The sequence below is a fragment of the Spirillospora sp. CA-294931 genome (assembly GCF_050946795.1).
Taxonomy (GTDB): Bacteria; Actinomycetota; Actinomycetes; order Streptosporangiales; family Streptosporangiaceae; genus Spirillospora.
Genome location: NZ_CP192006.1, coordinates 1,771,974 through 1,791,308, shown reverse-complemented (window position 1 = coordinate 1,791,308; position 19,335 = coordinate 1,771,974). Strand labels below are relative to the sequence as shown.

Sequence of the window (19,335 nt, the reverse complement as noted above, 5' to 3'; positions counted from 1 at the left end):
GGCGGGCGCTCCTCGCTGACCGCAGGCTCAGCCACGCACCGAGTGCGTTAACTAACCGGGGGAAGCTACGCCGAAGGCGAGCTTCACCCGGTTAGATCGCGAAGCGATGCGAGCACTCGCAAAATCACGGTCGCGAAGCGAGCCGCCAGGCGAGCACAGCGGGCCGAGATTTCGTGGACACAGCAGGCTGGGGCGGGAGGGTTCTGAGGCGGGCCTGGGTGAGGCGCTTTCCGGCCAGCTGGAGATGGACGCGGCGCAGGGGTGCGGTGCCGCGGCGGGCCAGCCGGACGCGGAGCAGCAGCAACGTCACCGAGCCGCCGAGCGCCGCCAGGAAGGCGGCCTGGAGCGTGGCCAGCTCGTCGAGCGTGAAGGCGTCCTTGGGGGTGGCCCGCAGGGCCGACACCGGGACGATAGGCAGCGACCCGGGCGCGATCTGCGGCGCGGCGACCGGCGGCAGCGCCACCTGGGGGCCGCGCATACCGCCGAGCGGGTTGAACGTGGAGTTGGTCAGCGGCGGGACGCCCGGCGGGAGGCTGGACGGGCTGAGCCCGGGCGGGAAGCCTCCGGAGCTGTCGGTGACGACCAGCGTGTAGGTGCCCGACCTGGTCGCGGCCTTGCTGGCCGTCACGGTCGCGGTGACCTTCATCGTGCCGGGCTTGGCGCCGGACGGGGCCGACACGGTCGCCTGGGCCGAGGTTCCGCCGCCGCCGACGCTGCCCAGCCCCTGGGCGGCGGGGCTGACCGAGCCGCCGGACGCCGACAGCCGCAGGACGGTGTTGTTCGCGCTCGCCCCCGAGGCGGCGACCTTCACGGTCGCGGTGACCGACCCGCCCGGCTTCAGCGTCACCGCCGACACCGAGAACGCCAGCGACAGCACCGGGGTCTTGGACGAGCCCGGAGGGGGCTTGCCGGGGCCGGGCTTGCCCGGCGGCTTGGTGGGCGTCGGTTTGGGAGTGGGCGACGTCGTCGGGGTGGGCTCGCCGGTGGGCGTTTCGGTCGGGGTGGGAGTCGGCGTCGGGGTCGGCGTCGGCTCTTCCGTGGGCGTCGGCGTGGGCGTCGGCGTCGGCGTGGGCTCGCTCGTCGGCTCCTGGGTCGGTGAGGTCGACGGGTCGGCGGAGGGGTCCGGCGTGGGCGACGGCTCGGCGAGCACCGGGGTGGCGGCGGCCAGGGCGATGAGCGTCGCGGCCCCGAGGCCCGCGAGCGCCGGGCCCCCGGCCGAACGTGAACGCACCGTCTCCCACCTCCACATTAAAGGAGAGCATTTGTCCGACGTAATTGCATTGAAACACATTAAGAATGGATGCGGCAACTCCTTGATCAATTATCGGGGGCCGGTGAACATCAATTGAGCAATTATCCCCGGCCTTTGTCAGCGAGTGCGCACGTTCATGCGCCGCCCTCTCGGCGCAGCCAGCGCGCCCGCAGCGCGACCTCCATCCCGAAGCGCGACTCGGGGTCGGTGAGGCGGCCGCCGAGGACGCCGTCGAGCTGCCGCATCCGGTAGCGGACGGTCTGCGGGTGGACGTCCAGCTCGGCCGCCACGGTCGCGGCGGTGGCGCGCAGCGTCAGCCAGGCGCGCAGGGTGTCCAGGAGCCGGTCGCCGTGCGGGGAGCCGAGATCGGCGACCCCGGCCAGGTGCCGCCGGGCGATCTGGTCGACCAGGACCGGGTCGGCCATCAGCCAGAGCGTCATCAGATGGTCCTCGCACCGGATCACCGGGCCCGTGCCGAGCAGCCCCTCCTCGGCCAGCGCGGCGGCCCGCCGCGCCCAGCGCAGCGAGTCGGGGGCCTCGGCGAGCGGGACGGTGGGCCCGGCGACGGCGTGCCCGCCCTGGACGGTGTCGGCCAGCGTCCGCAGCCGCCGCTCGTCCAGCCGGCCGGGCACCAGCAGCACCGGCTCGCCGCCCACGAAGTCGGCCAGGACGTCGTCGTCCAGCGCCGTGCGCGAGACCGGGATCCCGGAGGGGAGGACGACCGGCGTCACCTCGTCGGGAACGGTCCAGCCGGCCCGCGCGGCCGGTTCGGCCAGCGCCGCGGCCGGTGTGGCGGGACGGGTGAGGATGAGTTCGAGCAGCCGTTGCCGCAGCGCGTCGATCTCGGCGTCCGGCCGGGCGGCGTCGTAGCCCTCCAGCGCCAGGGCCGCCAGCTCGTCGATGTAGGCGAACACGGCGTCGGCGAGCCCGGCCATCACCGAGGGCGCCAGGTCGCGGCGCGGGGCGATCTCCATGACGCGGCGCCAGGCGACCTGGGCGCCGATGCGGAACGCGGACTGGAGGGTGTCCAGCGTCCGCCCGGCCCGCGCCTCGTGGCGCCCGAAGCCCCGGTAGGTGTCGTCGTGGCACCGGCGCGGTGCCCGGGGATCAGCGAACTGGTCGACGAAGTGTTCCAGCGCCCGCTCGACCCCGAGCCGCAGCCGGGGGGCGGGCTCGCCGTCCGGGCCGTATTCGGGAATCGCCGCGCCGATCCGCGCGGCCATCTCCTCGGCGAGGCTGGGCAGTTCCGCCCTCATGATCACGGCCAGCGTGCGGGCCGACGGCACCGGGCCGCGGTCCTGCGCCTCGAGCGTCCGCGTCATCGGTGACAGCTCCCGGAGTGTGCGACGTGATGTACGACACAACGAACGTAAAGGCAGGTCAGGGTGCGACCAGCAAAGAGACTTTAAAGTCACTTGCCGTCATCGCGCCAATACGCAACGTCCATTCGCCCGTAACCGCATCGTCCCTGCGCACGGCTATGCGGACGCCATTTCGGCGCCCCGGGACGAGTTTCGGTCGCGCATATCTTCCCCTCGGGACATTCCAAGATCAGTGCACTTCCGCAGGCCAGGACCGACGGCACCGGAAGATCAACGGATCGATCACAGGACCAATGGACGCTCAGCCCGTGAAGGTGTCGATGTTCTCGATCTTCCAGCGGCCGTCGCGGTGCACGGCGCCGACCGCGAGCATGGTCGAGGAGTACGACGTCTTGTTCGTGTCCGTGCGCGTGTTGCGCTGGTCCGCGAAGATCAGAATCCGGGCCCGGTCCCCCTCCAGCATCCGCACCCCGCTGTCGGTGACCGTCGTGGTCAGCACGAGTTTCTGCTGGGACGCCTGCGCGCGGATGGGGGCGATCATCCCGCCGTACTGCTGGACCGCCTTGCCCGTCAGCAACGTCCTGACCGCCTGGTCGGTCTTGGCCGTGTCGGTGTAGTTGTAGGAGAACACCGTGTTGACGATGTCGGTGACCTGGCCCTTGAGCTCGCTGGTGCGGGCGTTGTCGGTCAGCGCCGCGTTGCGGGCCGAGCCCGCCGAGTCCAGGGCGTGCGCCTGCGTGCCCGACCACGCGGCCAGACCGCCCAGGAGCACCGTCACCACGGCCAGGGCCGCGGGCATACGGGGATGCCGCCACGCCGCCCCGAGGTCCGGCTTCTTCACGTCGATTCCCCTCCTCAGGAGCCGGACGACCCGGGGGCCAGCCCGAGGGCGCTGAGCTTCCACCCCGAGGCCGTCCTGGTCAGCTGGCCCATCATGCGGCTCTTCTTCACGGCCGGATCGCCCTTGGGCGGCGCCACGGTCACCTGGAGCGCCACGATCACGCTCGCCCTGCCCGCGTGGTCGTCGAACTCGGTCACGGCGGCGTCCAGCACCTTGGCCGTGGTGACGGTCTTCGCGTCCTTGACGGCCTTCTCGAACGCCGGACGCCCCTGCACGATCGACTGGTACAGGTCGCTGGTGGTCGAGTCCTGCCAGACCTTGAGCCCCGGGCCCACGCTGCGATGGTCGAGCGTGTTGAGGTTCTGCACCGCCTGCTCCCCGACCCGCAGCACCTCGTCCCGCTCCCGCGAATACGCCAGCGAGTCGTCATGCGCCGCCCCGTACCAGGACCACCCGAACCAGGCGGCGCACACCGCCGCCACGATCACGAGCGCGATCGCCGCCGTCCGCCCCGGATCCCGGCCCTCGGGCTTCTTCTCCTCGGCCTCGGGCTCGGGCTCGTCCTCCGGCTTGTCGAGGTCGACCTCGGGTTCGGATTCGGTGTCGGCCGACTTGGCCGTCTTGGCCGTTTTGGTGGCTGCCATGGATTCCACCTCAGCTTGATCGGATGTCGACGATGCGCCACTGGCCGCCCGTGAGGTGGGCGGTGACTGCCAACTGGGCGGCGGAGGTGCCGCCTGCCGGTTTGCCGTTCCGGGTGCTCACCTGGTCGAGGAAGACCAGCAGGTGGGCGGTGCCGCCGTCCAGGCGGTGGACGCCCGCGCGGACGACGCGCGTGGTGAGGGTGAGCTTCTGCGCGGGCGCCTGCCTGCGGACCTCGGCGAACAGCGTGCGGTACTGCTGCGCGGCCTTGCCGGACAGCACCTCGGCGGCGGCCTTCTCGCTGGCGGCCAGGTCGCCCGGCGTGTAGGAGAAGATCTTGATCAGCGCGTTGCTGACGTCGCCGACGACCTTGGTGGTGGCGGCCGTGTCGACCAGGGCGCGGTTGGCCGAGGGGGCCGTCTCACGCTGCCGTTCGGCCAGGGCCAGCACTCCCCCGGCGGCCAGCGCGATCACCAGGGCGGCGGCCAGGGCGCGCCGGCGGCGGGGCCTGTCCGGCGGTGTCGTGGTCTCGGTGCGTTCCTCGGTCACGGTCATCGCGCGTCCACGGGGAGTGCGGTGAGCGACGTGAGCTTCCAGCCCGAGGACGTGCGGGCCAGGCCCGCCTCGTACCGCTTGCGCTGGACGGTCGCCGCCCCGTCCGGCCCGGTGATCTGGATCTTCACCGAGGCGATGGCGCGCGCCGAGCCCGCACGGGCGTCCAGGGAGAGCAGCGCCGCCTCCAGCACCGAGCCCTCGGCGCTCGTGCCCGCCTTGACGATCTTGTTCTTGCTCGCGGCGCGGGTGCGTCCCAGCTCCTGCTGGAGCGCGCCGGTGGACGCGTCCTCCCAGCGCTTGAGCCCGGCGTCGACCTGCCGGGCGTCCATGCTGTTGAGGCTCGCGATCCGCTGCTTGGCCGCGACCAGCGCGCGGTCGCGGTCGGCGGCCAGGTCCTGCGCCTCGCCCCGCTGGACGCCCCAGAGGGACCAGCAGGCGAAGGCCAGGAACGCCACGGACGCCGCGACCAGCGTCTGGGCGACCCAGGGGGATGTCCTCATCGCTCTCCCGTCAGGCCGAGCAGGCGGCTCATGTCGGCGTCCTGGCCCTCCAGCCCGGGCAGGCCGAGGGCGCCGGGCAGGTGTGCGGCGGAGTCCAGGCCCAGCGAGCCGGGCCGGGCCGGTTCGGGGACGCCGCCCTTGGGCGCGTTGGCCGAGCCGCGGACGTTGACGCCGCTGCCCGGGGTCATGGCGCAGCGCGCGCCGACGTTGAGCGGCGGGCCCTGCGAGGTGTTGGTGCCGTTGCGGTAGGTCGTGCCGCCGTACCCCCGAGTGCAGGGCAGCGGGTTGAAGAACGTCGTGGCCTGGCCGAACTGGAGCTTGCCGTCCTTGATGACCGAGGAGCCCGCCGCGACGACGCCGGGCAGCTTGACCAGGAGCTGCTCCAGGCCGCCGGTGCGGGTGACGCCGAGCTCGGAGACCGTCAGCAGGTTGGCCAGCAGGACGCTCAGGCTCGGGTCCACGTCGCGCAGCAGCCCGGCCAGCTCGCCGGACGCCTGGGGCGCGACGGCGATGAGCTTGCGCAGATCGGAGTCGGAGGTGCGCAACTGCTGGGCGAAGAGCCTGGCGTTGCGGCCGAACGCCTTGAGCGCGGCGGCCTCCTGGTTCTGCGTCTGGAGCACGACGTTGCCGTCGTTGATGAGCGTGCTGGTGGGCCCGAGGTTCTGGTCGGCCGCGGCGACGAGCCTGCTCTGCTCGTCCAGCAGGGCCTGGAGGTTGGGGCCCTGGCCGTTGAACGCCAGGTAGAACTCGTCCACCAGGGTCCGCAGCGACTGGAGCGGGACGGAGGCCGCGAAGTCGCTGCTGGCCTTGAGCATCTCGGTGACGGGCGCGGGGGTCCGGCTGACCGAGCGCGGGATCACCGTCCCGTCCTCCAGGTAGGGCCCGGTGTCGCCGTTCGGACGCAGGTCGACGTACTGCTCGCCGACCGCCGACAGGTTGGCGACCACGGCCTGGAGCCCGGCCGGGATCTTCGTCCTGGAGTCGTCGATCTTCAGATCGGCGACGACGCCGTCGTCGGTGAGGTGCAGGGTGCCGACCCGTCCGACCGAGACGCCCCGGTAGGTGATGTTGGACCCCTCGAACAGCCCGCCGGTCTCGGCCAGCTCCAGCTTGACGACGTAGTAGCCGCGCATGCCGACGAAGCGGCCGAGGTCGGCGTAGGTGGTGCCGATGTAGCTCAGCACCAGCACGGAGATGACCACGAACCCGGCGGTCTTGAGCTTGCTTCTGAGCGTCAGCATCAGCCGCCGCCTCCGTCCAGGTCGGGCAGGATGCCGCCCGGCGACCCGCTGGTCGGGGACGGCGCGGGCGCCCGCGACGGCGGCGCGGCGGGCCCCGAGCCGGTCGGCGGCGCGACGGTCATGCCGTCGATCGGCGGGAGCGGCAGCGTCGGCGCGCCCTTGACGTCGGTCTTCTTGCGGACGCCGGGGTCGCCCTCCCCGAGTGGCGGCATGATCTGCGTGCCGGGCGCGGCGGTCACCGCCAGGTACACGTTGAGGTAGTCGCCCTTGATGGCCTTGGCCGCCTCGTCGGTGAAGGGATAGGTGAACAGCACCTGGAGCGAGCGGGGCAGGTCGCGCCCGGCGTCGGCGAGCTTGCGCAGCGTCGGCGCGAGCGCCCGGAAGTCGGCGACCATGTCGTCCTTGCTCTTGTCGATGACGTTCACCGCCACGTCCGAGAGCTCGTCGAGCTGGCGCAGCATGGTGACGAGCGCGCCGCGCTGCTCCTCCAGGATCTTCAGGCCGGGGCTGAGGTCGTCCAGCACCGTGTTGATCTTCTGTTTGCGGGCGATCAGGGTGGTCGAGAGGCGGTTGAGGCCGTCCAGCGCGTTGGTGATGTCGTGCTTGCCCGCGTCCAGGGAGCCGGTGAACTCCTCGATCCGGCGCAGCACCGACCTGATCTCCTTCTCGTTGCCGGTGAGCGCCGCGTTCAGCTCGCGGGTGATGGTGCGCAGTTGCGGCAGCCCGCCGCCGTTGAGCAGCATCGACAGCGCGCCGAAGACCTCCTCGACCTCCACGTTGCGGTTGGTGCGCGCGACCGGGATCGTCGTGCCGTCGCCCAGCGCGCCGGTGGCGCCGCTCGGCGGTGCCGACAGCTGGACGTACTTCTCGCCGAGCAGGCTCGACTGCTCCAGATGGGCCAGCGCGTTGGCGGGCAGCTTGACCTTCCTGTTCACCCGGAGCGTGACCCGGGCCGTCCAGCCGTCCAGCGGCAGCGTGACCTTGGAGACCCGGCCGACCGCGACGTCGTTGACCTTCACCGCGGCCTGCGGCACCAGGTCCAGGACGTTGGCGAACTCGGCCGTCACCGTGTACGGGTCGTCGCCGAGGTCGGCCCCACCGGGCAGCGGCAGGTCCTGGATGCCGGTGAAGCCGCCGCCGCAGCCCGCCAGCGTCACGGCCGCGGCGGCCAGGGCCGCCCCCCGCACCAGGCGCCTCATCGGCCCTTCCCTTCCACGGGCGTTCCGAAGGTGGACCCGGTCGCCGGGAACGGCAGCGGGGGAAGACCCGTGGCGCCGTCGGGCGTCGGGACCAGCGCGCCGGACCGCTGCTTGTCGCACAGCGCCTTCAGCGCGCGGGCGGACGAGGCGCACACCGGTCCTCCGGTGCCCTGCCCGAGCGCGGTGAGCGCCGAGGACGCCGCCGTATTGCCCGAGATCGGCCCCATGCTGATCTCGTTGAGGTCGCCGCGGCCCATCAGCGTCCCGCTGGCCGGGTCGTAGGTGTTGAGCACGTTGGTGGCGTTCAGCGGCAAGACGTCGAACGCCTCGGCCAGCGACCGCCGCTGGTCCACCAGGACCTGGGTGATCGAGGCGAGCTTGTCGACGTTCTTCTTGAACAGCCGCCGGTTGTCGCGGATGAAGTCGCGCACCTGGGCCAGGGCCAGCGACAGCTCCCGCAGCGCGCCCGCGAGCTCGTCGCGGTCGGCGGCCAGGAACCCGGTCACCTCGGCCAGCTGCCGCTCGGCCCGCCTGACCTGCCCGTCGTTCTCCTTGATCATCGTGGTGAACTTCTGCAGGTTGGAGATGGTGGCGAACAGGTCGTCGCTGGTGCCGGCCAGCGTCCGGTTGGCCTTGCCGAACTCGGCGATCATCTCGTTGAACGCCGGGCCGTTGCCGCGCAGGTTCTCGGCACCCGTCTTGATCGCCCGCGAGAGCGCGCCCCCGGAGTTGGCGCCCTTGGGGCCGAGGTCGCCGCTGATCCGCTTGAGGCTGTCGTAGAGCTGGTCGAGCTCGACGGGCGTGGCGGTGCGGCTCACCGGGATCCGCGCGCCCGTCTCCATCCGCGGCCCGCCGGTGTAGGCCGGGGTCAGCTGGATGTAGCGGTCGGCGACCACGCTCGGCGCCACCACCAGGGCGCGGGCGTCCGCCGGGACGCGGGCGTCGCGCTCCAGCCGCAGGCGGGTGCGCACCTGCGTTCCGACCGGGGTGATCTCCTCGATCTCGCCGACCCTGACCCCCAGCACCCGGACGTCCGAGCCCGGATACACCCCGACGGCCGCGGCGAAGTAGGCGGTGATCCTGGGCCCGGACGGGCCGCCCGCCAGCGCGACCAGCGCGGCGGCCATCAGGCTCACGCCCACCAGCAGCGCGACGGTGGTCCGGCGGCGGTCGCGCCCGGCGATGGTCCCCAGCTTCACGGCGTCCCTCCCTGCTTGGGCGGCATGCACCCGTTCTTCGGGGGCGTGCCGGGCGCGAGGTACTCCTTGGGGACGACGCCGCACAGGTAGCCGTCCATCCAGCGCCCGTTGCCGAGCGCGTTGCCGAGCAGCCGGTTGTAGGGGCCCGCGACGGCCAGGGCGCGGTCGAGGTTGCCCTGGTTGCGTTCCAGCAGGTCGGTGACTCGGTCCAGGACGCGCAGCGTGGGGTCGAGCTCGTTCTGGTTGTCCCGGACGAGCCCCGACAGCTGCGTGGCGAGGTCGCGGGAGCCGGTGAGCAGCGCGTGGATCGCCTCACGGCGCCGCCGCAGCTCGGCCAGGAGCAGGTTGCCGTCCTTGAGCAGCGCCTCGAAGTGCGCGTTCTGGTCGGCCAGCGTGCCGGTGATCTGCTTGGTGCCCATCAGCAGCCGGGAGAGCTGGGCGTCGCGGGACGAGATCGTCCGCGAGAGCGACGAGAGCCCCTCCAGCGACTTGCGCACGTGCGGCGGCGTCCGGGAGAACGTCTCGGAGATGGTGTCCAGGCTCTGCGCGAGCTTGGCCGTGTCGAGCCGGTCGACGGTGCGCGACAGGTCCTGGAAGGCGTTGGTGACGTCATACGGGGCGATCGTGCGGTCGCGCGTGATGCGCCGCTCGGGGTCTTGGGCGCGGGGACCGAGCGGGTCGACGGCCAGGTACTTCGACCCCAGCACCGTCTTGATCATGATGGCGGCGGTGCTGGCGTCGCCGATCCAGGTGCCCTTCACCCGGAAGCTGACCTTGACCTTGGCCCCGTCCAGCTCCACCCCGGTGACCTTGCCGACCTTCACGCCCGCCACCCGGACCTCGTCGTCGGCCGACAGCCCCGCGGCCTCGCTGAAGTCGGCGGTGTAGGTGGTGCCGCCGCCGATGAACGGCAGGTCCTCGGCGCGGTAGGCCACCAGCGACATCAGGACGATGATCGCCAGCCCCACCACGGCGACCGCGACCGGGTCGCGCTCCCTGATGGGCTTGCGGACCCGCCGCGAACGCTTCAGCGCCGCGAGCTGCTTGGGCGAGACGCTCACTTCGCACACCTCGCCGAGGTGTTCGGGATGCCGGTCGGAGGCGGCCTGCCGTCGGTGTACTTGGCTCCGGACAACCGCGCCTCGCACAGGTAGAGGTTGAGCCACGACCCGTAGGAACCGAGCCGCGCGATCGACCGGCTCTTGTCGGGCAGCCGCTGGAGGAACTGCTCGACCAGCGTCTTGTCCTTGTCCAGGACGGTTCCGAGCCGTCCGAGCTCGTGCACGCTGGCCTTCAGCGGCGCCCGTTCCAGCCGCAGCAACCCGGCGGTGCTGGTCGCCAGGTCGCCCATCGCGCCGATCGCCTCACCGAGCGGTTTACGGTCGGCCGCCAGGCCCGAGGTGAAGCGCTGGAGCGTGACGACCAGGTCGTCCAGCCGGTCGCCGCGGGCGTTGATGGTCTCCACGACCTCGGTGAGGTTGTCGATGGTCTGCCCGATCACCCGGTCCTTGCTCGCCAGATGGCTGGTCAGCGAGCCGACCGTGCGCAGCAGGCTCTCCATCGTCGAGCTCTCGCCCTGGAGCACCTGGACGATCTCGGTGGACAGCTTGTTGACGTCGGTCGGCGACAGGGCCTGGAACAGCGGCTGGAACCCGGCGAACAGCTGGGTCAGGTTGAGCGCGGGCGTGGTGCGCTCCAGCGGGATCGTGGCGCCGCGCGGCAGCGTCCCGGCCACCGCGCCGGTGCCCCGGTCGAGCTCGACGAAGCGCTGCCCGACCAGGTTGAGGTACTTGATCTGGGCGGTGGTGGACGCGGGCAGCCTCCGTCCGCGCTCGACGGTGAAGTCGACCCGGGCGACCCGCCGGTCCACGACCCGGATGCCGGTGATCTGCCCGACGCGGACACCGGCGATCCGGACGCTGTCGCCCACGTTCAGCCCGGCCACGTCCTTGAACCTGGCGTGGTAGCGGTCGGCGTTGCCCACGCCGGTGCTGGCGATGCTGATCGCCAGGACGGCGGTCGCCGTGACGGTCGTGACGATGAACAGCAGCGACTTGACCAGGGTCGGGGTGCTGCCCTTGAGATTGATCCTCATTCGACGTTCACCCGCGCTCCCCGGTAGATCGGGCCGACCAGCACGCTGCTCCAGTCGGGCAGGCCCTGCGGCACCTCCGCGGCGCCCGCCGCGACGAGCTCGTTCACCAGCCGGTTCTCCTCGGGCGAGTTGGGCAGGCCGAGCCCGCCGTGCGCGACCGCGACCGGACCCGACCGGTCGCGCGGCGCCACCTTCGACAGCTCCCCGGTGCTGCCGCCCGGCTTGTACGGGACGGGGTAGCAGCGCGGCCCGCCGGTGGCGTTGTAGCGCGGGGTGTCGCGTCCGGGGACGTAACGACCCTGGGACGGCACGACCTTGACGTTCACCTGGAGGCCGGGACGTCCGGTGCCCTTGCCCGCGACCTTGTCCATCTTGGGGATGAAGTCGGACAGCGTCCGGAACAGGCAGGGGAACTCCGGCGAGTACCTGGCCAGGATCTCCAGCGAGGGCCGGCTCGCCGCCGACAGCCGGATGATGTTCTCGTCGTTCTCGCTGAGGAACCTGGTGAGGTCGCGGGACGACGCGGTGACCGTGGAGTACAGCTCGCCGAGGTCCTCGCGCTGGTCGACGACCGTCCGGCTGGTCGAGGTGAAGTCGTGCAGGGCGTCCAGGATGTCGGGCGCGGCCTCGCTGTAGTTGTGCGTGAACTCCACCAGCTGCCGGATGTTGCGGTTGAGCGCGGGCAGGTCGGGGTTGAACCGCTTGAGGTAGGAGTCGAGCCGGACGAGCGTCTCGCCGAGCGTGACGCCGCGTCCCTCCAGCGCCTGCGCGACGGCGGTGAGCGTGGCCGACAGCTTGGCGGGCTGGACGGCGGTCAGCAGCGGCAGCAGGTTGTTGAGCACCTCCTGCAGCTCGATGGCGTTGGCGCTGCGGTCCTCGCTGATGACGCTGCCCGCGGTGAGCCGCGCCTGGCTCGGCGCGGCGGGCGGGATCAGCGCGACGAACCGCTGGCCGAACAGCGTGGTCGGCAGCATCTGCGCGGACACGTTGGAGGGGATCCGCTTGACCATGCCCGGTTTCAGGGCCAGCGTCATGCGGGCGCCGCTGCCGTCCGCGCTGATCGAGCGGACCTCGCCAACCACCACGCCGCGCACCTTCACGTCGGCGTGCTTGTGCATCTCGTTCCCGGCCGTCCCGGTGCGGAGCGTCACCATGGTCACGTCGGTGAACTTCTTCTCGTAGACGGCGATCGACAGCCAGATGAGCAGGGCGGGCACCAGCAGGAACACCACCCCGAGCAGGCGGCGCCTGACCGTGGGCAGCGCGCCCTTCCCCGACGCCATCAGCCCGCCACCTTCACGGTCGTGGTGGCGCCCCAGATCGCCAGGCTGAGGAACAGGTCGGTGACGTTGATCAGGACGATCGCGGTGCGGACCGCGCGGCCGACCGCCACGCCCACCCCGGCGGGCCCGCCCGAGGCGCGGTACCCGTAGTAGCAGTGCGCCAGGATCACCATGACGCTGAAGATCAGCACCTTGAGGAACGAGAGCAGGACGTCCGTCGGCGACAGGAACACGTTGAAGTAGTGGTCGTAGGTCCCGGCCGACTGGCCGTTGAACCAGATCGTCACCTGGCGCGAGGCGATGTAGGACGAGACGAGCCCGACCCCGTACAGCGGGATGATCGCCACCGTCCCGGCGATGATCCGCGTGGTGACCAGGTAGGGCATGGAGTGGATGCCCATGCCCTCCAGGGCGTCGATCTCCTCGTTGATGCGCATCGCGCCGAGCTGCGCGGTGAAGCCCGCGCCGACCGTGGCCGACAGTGCCAGTCCCGCGACCAGCGGGGCGATCTCGCGGGTGTTGAAGTAGGCCGAGACGAACCCGGTGAACGCCGAGGTCCCGATCTGGTCGAGCGCGGCGTAGCCCTGGAGTCCGACCACCACGCCGGTGAACAGCGTCATCGCGAACATCACGCCGACGGTGCCGCCGATGACGGCCAGCGCGCCCGACCCGAAGGCCACGTCGCCCAGGACCCGCACCGACTCCTTGAGGTAGCGGCGCAGGGCGCGGGGCGTCCAGATGAGCGCCCGGAAGTAGAAGCTGATCTGGTCGCCGGGGGTGTCGAGCCAGGCGAACCAGCGTCCGGGGTTGCGGACGGCGCCGGAGGCCATGTCATGCCCCCTTCGGCGGGACGACCTGGAGGTAGATCGCCGTGAGGACGAGGTTCACCAGGAACAGCAGCAGGAACGTGATGACGACCGACTGGTTGACCGCGTCGCCGACCCCCTTCGGCCCGCCCGAGGGATTGAGCCCCCGGTAGGCCGCGACCACCCCGGCGATGAAGCCGAAGATCAGCGCCTTGATCTCGCCGATGTACAGGTCGGGAAGCTGGGCGAGCGCCGAGAAGGACGCCAGGTAGGCGCCGGGCGTCCCGCCCTGGAGCACCACGTTGAAGAAGTAGCCGCCCGCGACGCCGACGACCGAGACCAGCCCGTTGAGCAGCACCGCGACCGCCATGCAGGCCAGCACCCGGGGGACGACCAGGCGCTGGATGGGCGAGACGCCCATGACCTCCATGGCGTCCATCTCCTCGCGGATCGTCCGCGAGCCGAGGTCGGCGCAGATGGCCGAGCCGCCCGCGCCCGAGATCAGCAGCGCCACGATGATCGGGCTCGCCTGCTGGACGACCGCCAGCACGCTGGCGCCGCCGGTGAACGACTGCGCGCCGAGCTGCTGGGCCAGCGAGCCCACCTGGAGCGCGATCACCGCGCCGAAGGGGATGGAGACCAGCGCGGTCGGCAGGATCGTGACGCTGGCGATGAACCAGAACTGGTCGAGCAGCTCGCGGGCCTGGAACGGGCGGCGGAACATCGCCCGCACCACCGTCGCTCCGAGCGCGAACAGGCGTCCCGTCTGGACCAGCGCGCCCGTCATCGGCGTCCCTGCCTGGCGGGCGGCAGCAGGCTCTTCAAGATCGCCTCCTGGGCGGCGGGGGGTAGCTGCGGAAGCATGGTCATCACCCGCTCGCGGCGGCGGGTCGCGGCCTGCCGGTCGGGCATGCCCGGCGACGGCACCAGCTGCGGGACGATGTCGGGGACGCGCAGCGGCGCGCGCTCGACCCGCTGCTCGGCGGCCAGCGTCGCGGCGTCCTTCTCCTCGCTCATCCCGATCGGGCCCTGCCGCACGCCCCGCAGGAACTGCGCGACGACCGGCTCCTGGCTGGTCAGCAGCACCTCGCGCGGCCCGAAGGTGACCAGGTCGCGGCGGTAGAGCATCCCGATGTTGTCGGGCAGCGTGGACGCGATCTCGATGTTGTGCGTGACGATCAGCATGGTGGCGTCGATCCGGGCGTTCAGATCGATCAGCAGCTGCGACAGGAACGCCGTCCGGACCGGGTCGAGGCCCGAGTCGGGCTCGTCGCACAGGATGATCTGCGGGTCCATCACCAGGGCCCGCGCCAGCCCGGCCCGCTTGCGCATGCCGCCGGAGATCTGGCCGGGCAGCTTCTTCTCCTGCCCCGCCAGGCCGACGGTCTCCATGCGCTCCAGCACGACCCTGCGGATCTCGGTCTCCCGCATCCGGGTGTGCTCGCGCAGCGGAAAGGCGATGTTGTCGAAGAGGTTCATCGAGCCGAACAGCGCGCCGTCCTGGAACATCAGCCCGAAGATCTTGCGCTTCTCGTAGACCTTGCGGTCCGGGTCGTTCACCATGTCGACCCCGTCGATCAGGACGCGCCCCTCCTCGGGCTTGAGCAGCCCGATCAGCGACTTGAGGAAGACGGTCTTGCCGGTGCCCGAGGGCCCCAGCATCACGCTCACCTCGCCGGCGGGCAGCGTCAGCGAGATGTCCCGCCAGATCGTCTGCCGCCCGAAAGACTTGCTGAGCCCCTCGACAACGACTTCAATTCCCATTCCAAAGCGCCAATCCACGGCCGTCGCGCCGACTACTGGCGGGTACGCTACTTGTGCAAATGCGACGAAGCAAGCATTCAGCCAAAATCAAACGACAATTCTCAACCCCGTTGTCATTCGATGACAACGACCCCGCATCCCATTATCGCCAAGTGCGCATCCGATGCGGAGATAAACAATTAAATAAAGGCGTCCGCCATTGAATTCGACACCCCACCGGGACCCAGGACCCCACAGACAAGGCCCCTGACCTGGGCCCCCAGACCCTGGAGCCATCCCCCGAGGCCATGTTCCTCTGTATTGACCGGGGGTTCTTTTCACGGTCGGAGGTGTCGCGATGCTGCGACGTCGAAATGATCACGGCGTCACGGGGCTCGAGTACACGGCGCTCATCGGGGTGGGCGCGGCCGTGATCGGATTGTTCGCCGTACTGCTTCCCGAGAGGGTCGCACCGGAGACCAAGTCGGCAATCTGCGAGCTGTTCGCCGGCGAGTGCGAAGGCAGCGAACCGCGCGGCGACATACCGGCCGAGCCCGACGGACCGTCCCCCTCCCCCACACCGACCGCCGCCCCGCTCCAGCCCTGCGCCGTCTCCACCGTCGAGCGCAACCGGATGCGGCAGACCCTGCTGGGCATCGACACCCGGATCGACGGGAAGACGATCAGCGTCCAGGACATGTCCGACGGCACGACCTTCGTCAAGGAGGGCACCGTCAAGGGCAACGGCTACTCCATCGGCCTGGCCTTCGACCTGCCCAAGGGCGTCAGCGGCTCGCTCCAGCTCACGGCCAACGACCTGGTCGAGCAGGGCGACATCCTGATCCTCAAGGACGACGTCGAACGCCGCGGCTACCTCGCCTACCGCAAGGCCCTCGGCTCCCAGCTCTGGGACGCGGACAACCCCGGCGAACTGCTGGAACGCAACTCCGCGCTGGGCGTCATCCGGCGCAGCCTGACCGAGTCGACCTACACCAAGCTCACCAGCGAGGGCACCGCCAAGCTCGGCGCCTCCCTCTTCGGCTCCGGCGCGAGCGCCGAACTGGGGCTCGGGTCGTCCTCGATCGTCCAGCACAACATCAGGACCGGCGACAAGACCATGACCTTCCAGCTGGACGCCAAGGCCCTGGGCCAGCTCGGCATCCTGCTGGGCCCCGAGGCCCACGGCCAGGTCGACGGCCAGGTCACCATGTCGGTCACCGTCGACAAGGACGGCAAACCCAAGACCCTCCAGCTCGGCTCGCAGGTCGGCTTCCAGGGCCAGATCAACAACCTCAACGGCGACCTGGGCGGCGCCATGGACCACGCACCCACCGGCAAGATGGGCCGGCTCGGCAACCTCCTCAACAGCGCCGCGACCAGCGTCGGCGTCACCCACACCACCGACCCCCGCGGCGTCCTCCAGGCCAACGTCTCCCTCGACCTCACCGACCCCCAGAACCGCCAGGCGTTCGAGGGCTTCCTGAAGAACCCGTCCCAGACCGGCGGCCTGGTCGACCGCCTGGGCGCCAAGGGCACCCTCGACCTCCAGGTCTACGAGGGCACCGCCAAGAAGGACGCCGTGGAGATGAGCATCCAGGCCGTCTTCGGCCTCGGCGTCAAGAGCGAGCAGACCACCACCCAGATGACCCTCAAGGACGCCTGGACCCTCACCGCCGAAGGCGGCCTCAAACACCGCACCGACTGCCTCAGATAGCGGGCGCGGGAAAGGGCCTACCGGAACGGTTCCGATAGGCCCTGGACGTCATCGGGTCAGGAACCGGGGAAGGTGGCCGGGCCGAGCTTGAGCTTGATGGTGTTGCCCTCGCCGGGAACGGTGATGTTGATCAGTGGGGTGGCCAGGAGGCAGTGCTCGAACTTGGGGATCGTGTAGGTGCCGGAAAGGGTGCCGCCGCCGAGGACGGTCCAGTCCGACCCCGAGGCGACGGTGATCACGGCGGGCGACTCGGTCTGGCAGCCGCTGCCGACCGGGGTCCAGATTCCGGCGACCCTGAGGTCGGACAGCTTGAGGGTCACCTTGGAGGTGGTCTTGACCGCTCCCGTCTGCGGGTCGGCCCGGCCGGTCGTGGGGCTCGCCTCGATGAAGGAGATCTTCGCCGAGACCGGGATCACGCCGAACTGCTTGAACTGCGAGGTCGCCTGCGGCAGTTCCAGACTTGCGGTGAGGTCGCCGGTCTCCAGGACCAGGGCCGCCTTCAGCGTGCCCGGCCCCAGTTCCATGGTGGAGTCGGTGGCCTTGACGAACGTCGTGCCCGTGACGGGGTAGTTCACCTTGAGGGTCGTCTCGGCGTGCGCCGTCCCGGCGTTCCCCGCCAGGCCCGCCGTGGCGATAAGGACGACGGCACCCGCGGACGTGACTCTGCGCTTGCTGGACATGGATGAACCTCCTGGGCTCGGCCGTGCGAAAGATGACGAATATTCGGTGGTCAGGGTTTGGCGGGAAGCGGGTTCAGGGTGACGACCCGGTTTCCGATCCCGGGAAAGACCGGGGAGGAGAAGAACTGGCCCATGACGTCCTTGATCCCGGCTCCGCCTCGGGGACAGCCGGAGACGTTCGTCGCCTTCAGACCACCGGCCCGGCCCATCACGAATGCCTGGTCGCGGTTGCGGTAGACGACGGTGGTCTTCTTGCCGATCGTCGTGGTGGCGCCGAAGTCGAACGAGCAGGGTGCGGGCGAGGTCGCCTCGAAGCGGAAGGAGACGTTCTTGAAGAAGGCGTCGACACTGTCGATCTCGAACGGACCGGACGGATATCGGATGTAGGAGTTGATGTCCATCCACCATGGGCCCACCGCGGTGAAATCAAAGGTGTAACCCGCGAATTCCCCGGGCGTCGATATCTTGCAGGTGGCCTTCCATTCCCGCAGGCTCGCGATTCTGCGGGCGGGAAGGCCGCTCCCGACCCGGAACGTCCCGGACGCGGTCCCCGCCGCGCAGTCGACGAACACGAAACGGGGTGTGGTGGCGACGCGCACGCGGAAGCCCTCGGGAGTGCTGGACCAGTTCTCCCGACCCGTGACGATGTAACCGAATTCCTTGGGCGGGCAGGGAGACAGGTTCGAGTCGCCCGTGCGCTCGTAGCAGAGGATTCCCTGGGTCAGGCTCAGGTAGTTGCCGCTGCCCGAGATGGACGAGGTGAACAGGCGGTCGAGGTTCTCGCCGACCCCGCAGCCCTTGAACGGCGGGATCTCCACCTTTCCGGTCAGCCAGCCGCCGCCCTTGAGCTCGTAGGGAAGCTCGATCTGGCTGTTTCCGGTCAGGACGAGGTCCATCGGCCGCGCGCTGCGGCAGTTCGGGCCGACGTCCAGCGGCGTCCCGTTGACGTTGACGTCGTAGATGCGCAGCGAGACCTCCGCGTAGGCCGTGCTGCGCGTCGGCATGTCGTCGGGATTGAAGGCGTCCTCGCCCGACGGCCCGTACTGCGCGATGTTCATGTTGCCGACCTGGGTGACCTCCAGCTTGGCGGTGGTCGGCATGAAGCCGAAGGTCAGGAAGGTCGCCTCGGAGGGCTCCAGCATCGACTTCCCGTATGAGCGGGTCTGGAGGTAGTTCTTGTCGTTGTGCCCGGCGACCCAGGCCCCGGCCATGGCGACGGCCTCGCCCTTCACCGTCGAGGAGCCCTTGAGCTTGTTGACGTTCGTCCGCCCGGTGAGACGCGCGCACGCCACCTCGGCCTCCTCGCGGACCACGCTGCCCTCCGGAGGTTCCTCGAACGAGTTCGGATACTTCTTGATCAGCTTCTGGTTGAAGCCGCCCTCCGGTGCGGGCGGGCAGAGGTCCGCCTTGGTGCGGGGCTTCTCGGGGGCCGCACCGGGGACGGGGGTGACGGGATTCGGCTGCGCCTTCTGGCCCGAGAGGGGAACCGTCACCACGGTCGTGTCCTGGCCGAGGTTCGGGGTGCACATCACGGTCAGGGACGTGGGAGCGCTTCCGTCCGGCTTGCGCGGTTCGAGCGACATGGCGAGGGTGCCGAGGGAGATCGAGAGGTCGCCGCCCGGCCTCGTGACGACGGGCGGGACCTCGCCGGCCATTCTCAGAGCGAGTTCCGCGCCCTTGATCACCTTTTGTTCCGCCGCCTTGAGATCCCACTCCGCGCCGGCCGGGGTCTTGTTCTGGGTCGCCAGGGCGCTCAATGTCGCCCTGCCCGCAACCAGGCCCGCACCGGTCTGGGTGATATCGGCACGTGCCGATTCCGGTATCAGAGCCGTCATCGCCACGGCCTTGGGCTGGATGCTCCCGCCCGCGCTACCGGTGGAGGGGAAGGCACCCTGAAAACGCATCTTGATCTGTTGGGGGCCCGAAGGAAACTGGCAGGAATAGTTCAAGGTCACGTTGGCCCGCTGCTCGGCGATCGCGTTCTCGGCACCCGGGATGAAGGGAACGGCCGCGATCAGCGCACCTGCCGCAAGGACGCGAAGCGGCCTGCGGCCTTTACGCGACAATGAACTCGCCATGCTTGAATACCCACCTCGTTGCTCGCCGACGCCGCATGCTACTCGCCCGTATTTTTACGGACAAGAGATTTGGCATCGGCAGGCCAAAGGAATCTGAGGCCGCTATCAGTCGATGACAATTCGAAATCCGGAACTGTCATCGAGTGCGAGGCGACCTCACTCGTCAGCGCTGAAAGGACCGATTC

General features: G+C 70.2%; 18 protein-coding genes. 1 reads left to right on the top strand and 17 read right to left on the bottom strand.

From position 1 onward, the window contains the following. Positions 1–124: 124 nt before the first annotated feature. From ACQPY4_RS08425 to ACQPY4_RS08355, 15 genes are all read right to left on the bottom strand, one after another. Entirely contained in the window at positions 125–1,231 is a 1,107-nt protein-coding gene (locus ACQPY4_RS08425; RefSeq protein WP_433334161.1) for a hypothetical protein, read from the bottom strand. Between the two features lie 155 nt (positions 1,232–1,386). Further along, positions 1,387–2,574 carry a helix-turn-helix domain-containing protein gene (locus tag ACQPY4_RS08420; protein WP_433334159.1) on the bottom strand — a complete coding sequence of 396 codons (1,188 nt, stop codon included), beginning with the start codon at positions 2,572–2,574 and terminating at the stop codon, positions 1,387–1,389. A gap of 301 nt (positions 2,575–2,875) precedes the next feature. Then, a complete protein-coding gene (locus tag ACQPY4_RS08415) occupies positions 2,876–3,415 on the bottom strand; it encodes a hypothetical protein (RefSeq protein WP_433334157.1) in 540 nt (179 codons plus the stop codon). A 14-nt stretch (positions 3,416–3,429) separates the two neighbouring features. Next, positions 3,430–4,059, bottom strand: a complete 630-nt coding sequence (locus tag ACQPY4_RS08410) for a hypothetical protein (protein WP_433334155.1) — start codon at positions 4,057–4,059, stop codon at positions 3,430–3,432. A gap of 10 nt (positions 4,060–4,069) precedes the next feature. Further along, the gene (locus tag ACQPY4_RS08405) at positions 4,070–4,612 is read right to left on the bottom strand and encodes a hypothetical protein (RefSeq protein WP_433334153.1); all 543 of its coding nucleotides are present in this window, start codon (positions 4,610–4,612) and stop codon (positions 4,070–4,072) included. After that, positions 4,609–5,112 (bottom strand): hypothetical protein, encoded by a 504-nt coding sequence (locus tag ACQPY4_RS08400; protein ID WP_433334151.1) that lies wholly within the window; start codon positions 5,110–5,112, stop codon positions 4,609–4,611. The genes ACQPY4_RS08405 and ACQPY4_RS08400 overlap by 4 nt, the downstream gene beginning before the upstream one ends. Beyond that, a complete protein-coding gene (locus ACQPY4_RS08395; protein WP_433334149.1) occupies positions 5,109–6,353 on the bottom strand; it encodes an MlaD family protein in 1,245 nt (414 codons plus the stop codon). Before ACQPY4_RS08395 ends, ACQPY4_RS08400 begins: the two co-directional genes overlap by 4 nt. Beyond that, a complete protein-coding gene (locus ACQPY4_RS08390; protein WP_433334147.1) occupies positions 6,353–7,552 on the bottom strand; it encodes an MCE family protein in 1,200 nt (399 codons plus the stop codon). The genes ACQPY4_RS08395 and ACQPY4_RS08390 overlap by 1 nt, the downstream gene beginning before the upstream one ends. Next, entirely contained in the window at positions 7,549–8,751 is a 1,203-nt protein-coding gene (locus ACQPY4_RS08385; RefSeq protein ID WP_433334145.1) for an MCE family protein, read from the bottom strand. Before ACQPY4_RS08385 ends, ACQPY4_RS08390 begins: the two co-directional genes overlap by 4 nt. Next, positions 8,748–9,812, bottom strand: a complete 1,065-nt coding sequence (locus ACQPY4_RS08380; RefSeq protein ID WP_433334143.1) for an MCE family protein — start codon at positions 9,810–9,812, stop codon at positions 8,748–8,750. Before ACQPY4_RS08380 ends, ACQPY4_RS08385 begins: the two co-directional genes overlap by 4 nt. Then, entirely contained in the window at positions 9,809–10,846 is a 1,038-nt protein-coding gene (locus ACQPY4_RS08375) for an MCE family protein (RefSeq protein WP_433334141.1), read from the bottom strand. The genes ACQPY4_RS08380 and ACQPY4_RS08375 overlap by 4 nt, the downstream gene beginning before the upstream one ends. After that, on the bottom strand, positions 10,843–12,129 hold the full coding sequence (locus tag ACQPY4_RS08370; protein ID WP_433334139.1) for an MCE family protein: 1,287 nt from the start codon (positions 12,127–12,129) through the stop codon (positions 10,843–10,845). Before ACQPY4_RS08370 ends, ACQPY4_RS08375 begins: the two co-directional genes overlap by 4 nt. Next, complete coding sequence (locus ACQPY4_RS08365; RefSeq protein ID WP_433334137.1) at positions 12,129–12,959, bottom strand: MlaE family ABC transporter permease; 831 nt, start codon at positions 12,957–12,959, stop codon at positions 12,129–12,131. Before ACQPY4_RS08365 ends, ACQPY4_RS08370 begins: the two co-directional genes overlap by 1 nt. Before the next feature lies 1 nt (position 12,960). Beyond that, the gene (locus ACQPY4_RS08360; RefSeq protein ID WP_433334135.1) at positions 12,961–13,722 is read right to left on the bottom strand and encodes an MlaE family ABC transporter permease; all 762 of its coding nucleotides are present in this window, start codon (positions 13,720–13,722) and stop codon (positions 12,961–12,963) included. Next, the gene (locus tag ACQPY4_RS08355) at positions 13,719–14,699 is read right to left on the bottom strand and encodes an ABC transporter ATP-binding protein (protein ID WP_433334133.1); all 981 of its coding nucleotides are present in this window, start codon (positions 14,697–14,699) and stop codon (positions 13,719–13,721) included. The genes ACQPY4_RS08360 and ACQPY4_RS08355 overlap by 4 nt, the downstream gene beginning before the upstream one ends. Before the next feature lie 337 nt (positions 14,700–15,036). On the opposite strand from ACQPY4_RS08355, the gene ACQPY4_RS08350 reads away from it, so the two are divergent. After that, positions 15,037–16,392, top strand: coding sequence for a hypothetical protein (locus ACQPY4_RS08350; protein WP_433334131.1), 1,356 nt, complete (start codon positions 15,037–15,039; stop codon positions 16,390–16,392). A gap of 56 nt (positions 16,393–16,448) precedes the next feature. Here the strand turns inward: ACQPY4_RS08350 and ACQPY4_RS08345 are convergent, their stop codons facing one another. Both ACQPY4_RS08345 and ACQPY4_RS08340 read right to left on the bottom strand, forming a co-directional pair. Further along, positions 16,449–17,072, bottom strand: coding sequence for a hypothetical protein (locus ACQPY4_RS08345; RefSeq protein WP_433334129.1), 624 nt, complete (start codon positions 17,070–17,072; stop codon positions 16,449–16,451). 50 nt (positions 17,073–17,122) lie between these two features. Then, positions 17,123–18,976 carry a DUF6801 domain-containing protein gene (locus tag ACQPY4_RS08340; protein WP_433334127.1) on the bottom strand — a complete coding sequence of 618 codons (1,854 nt, stop codon included), beginning with the start codon at positions 18,974–18,976 and terminating at the stop codon, positions 17,123–17,125. Between the last annotated feature and the right edge of the window lie 359 nt (positions 18,977–19,335).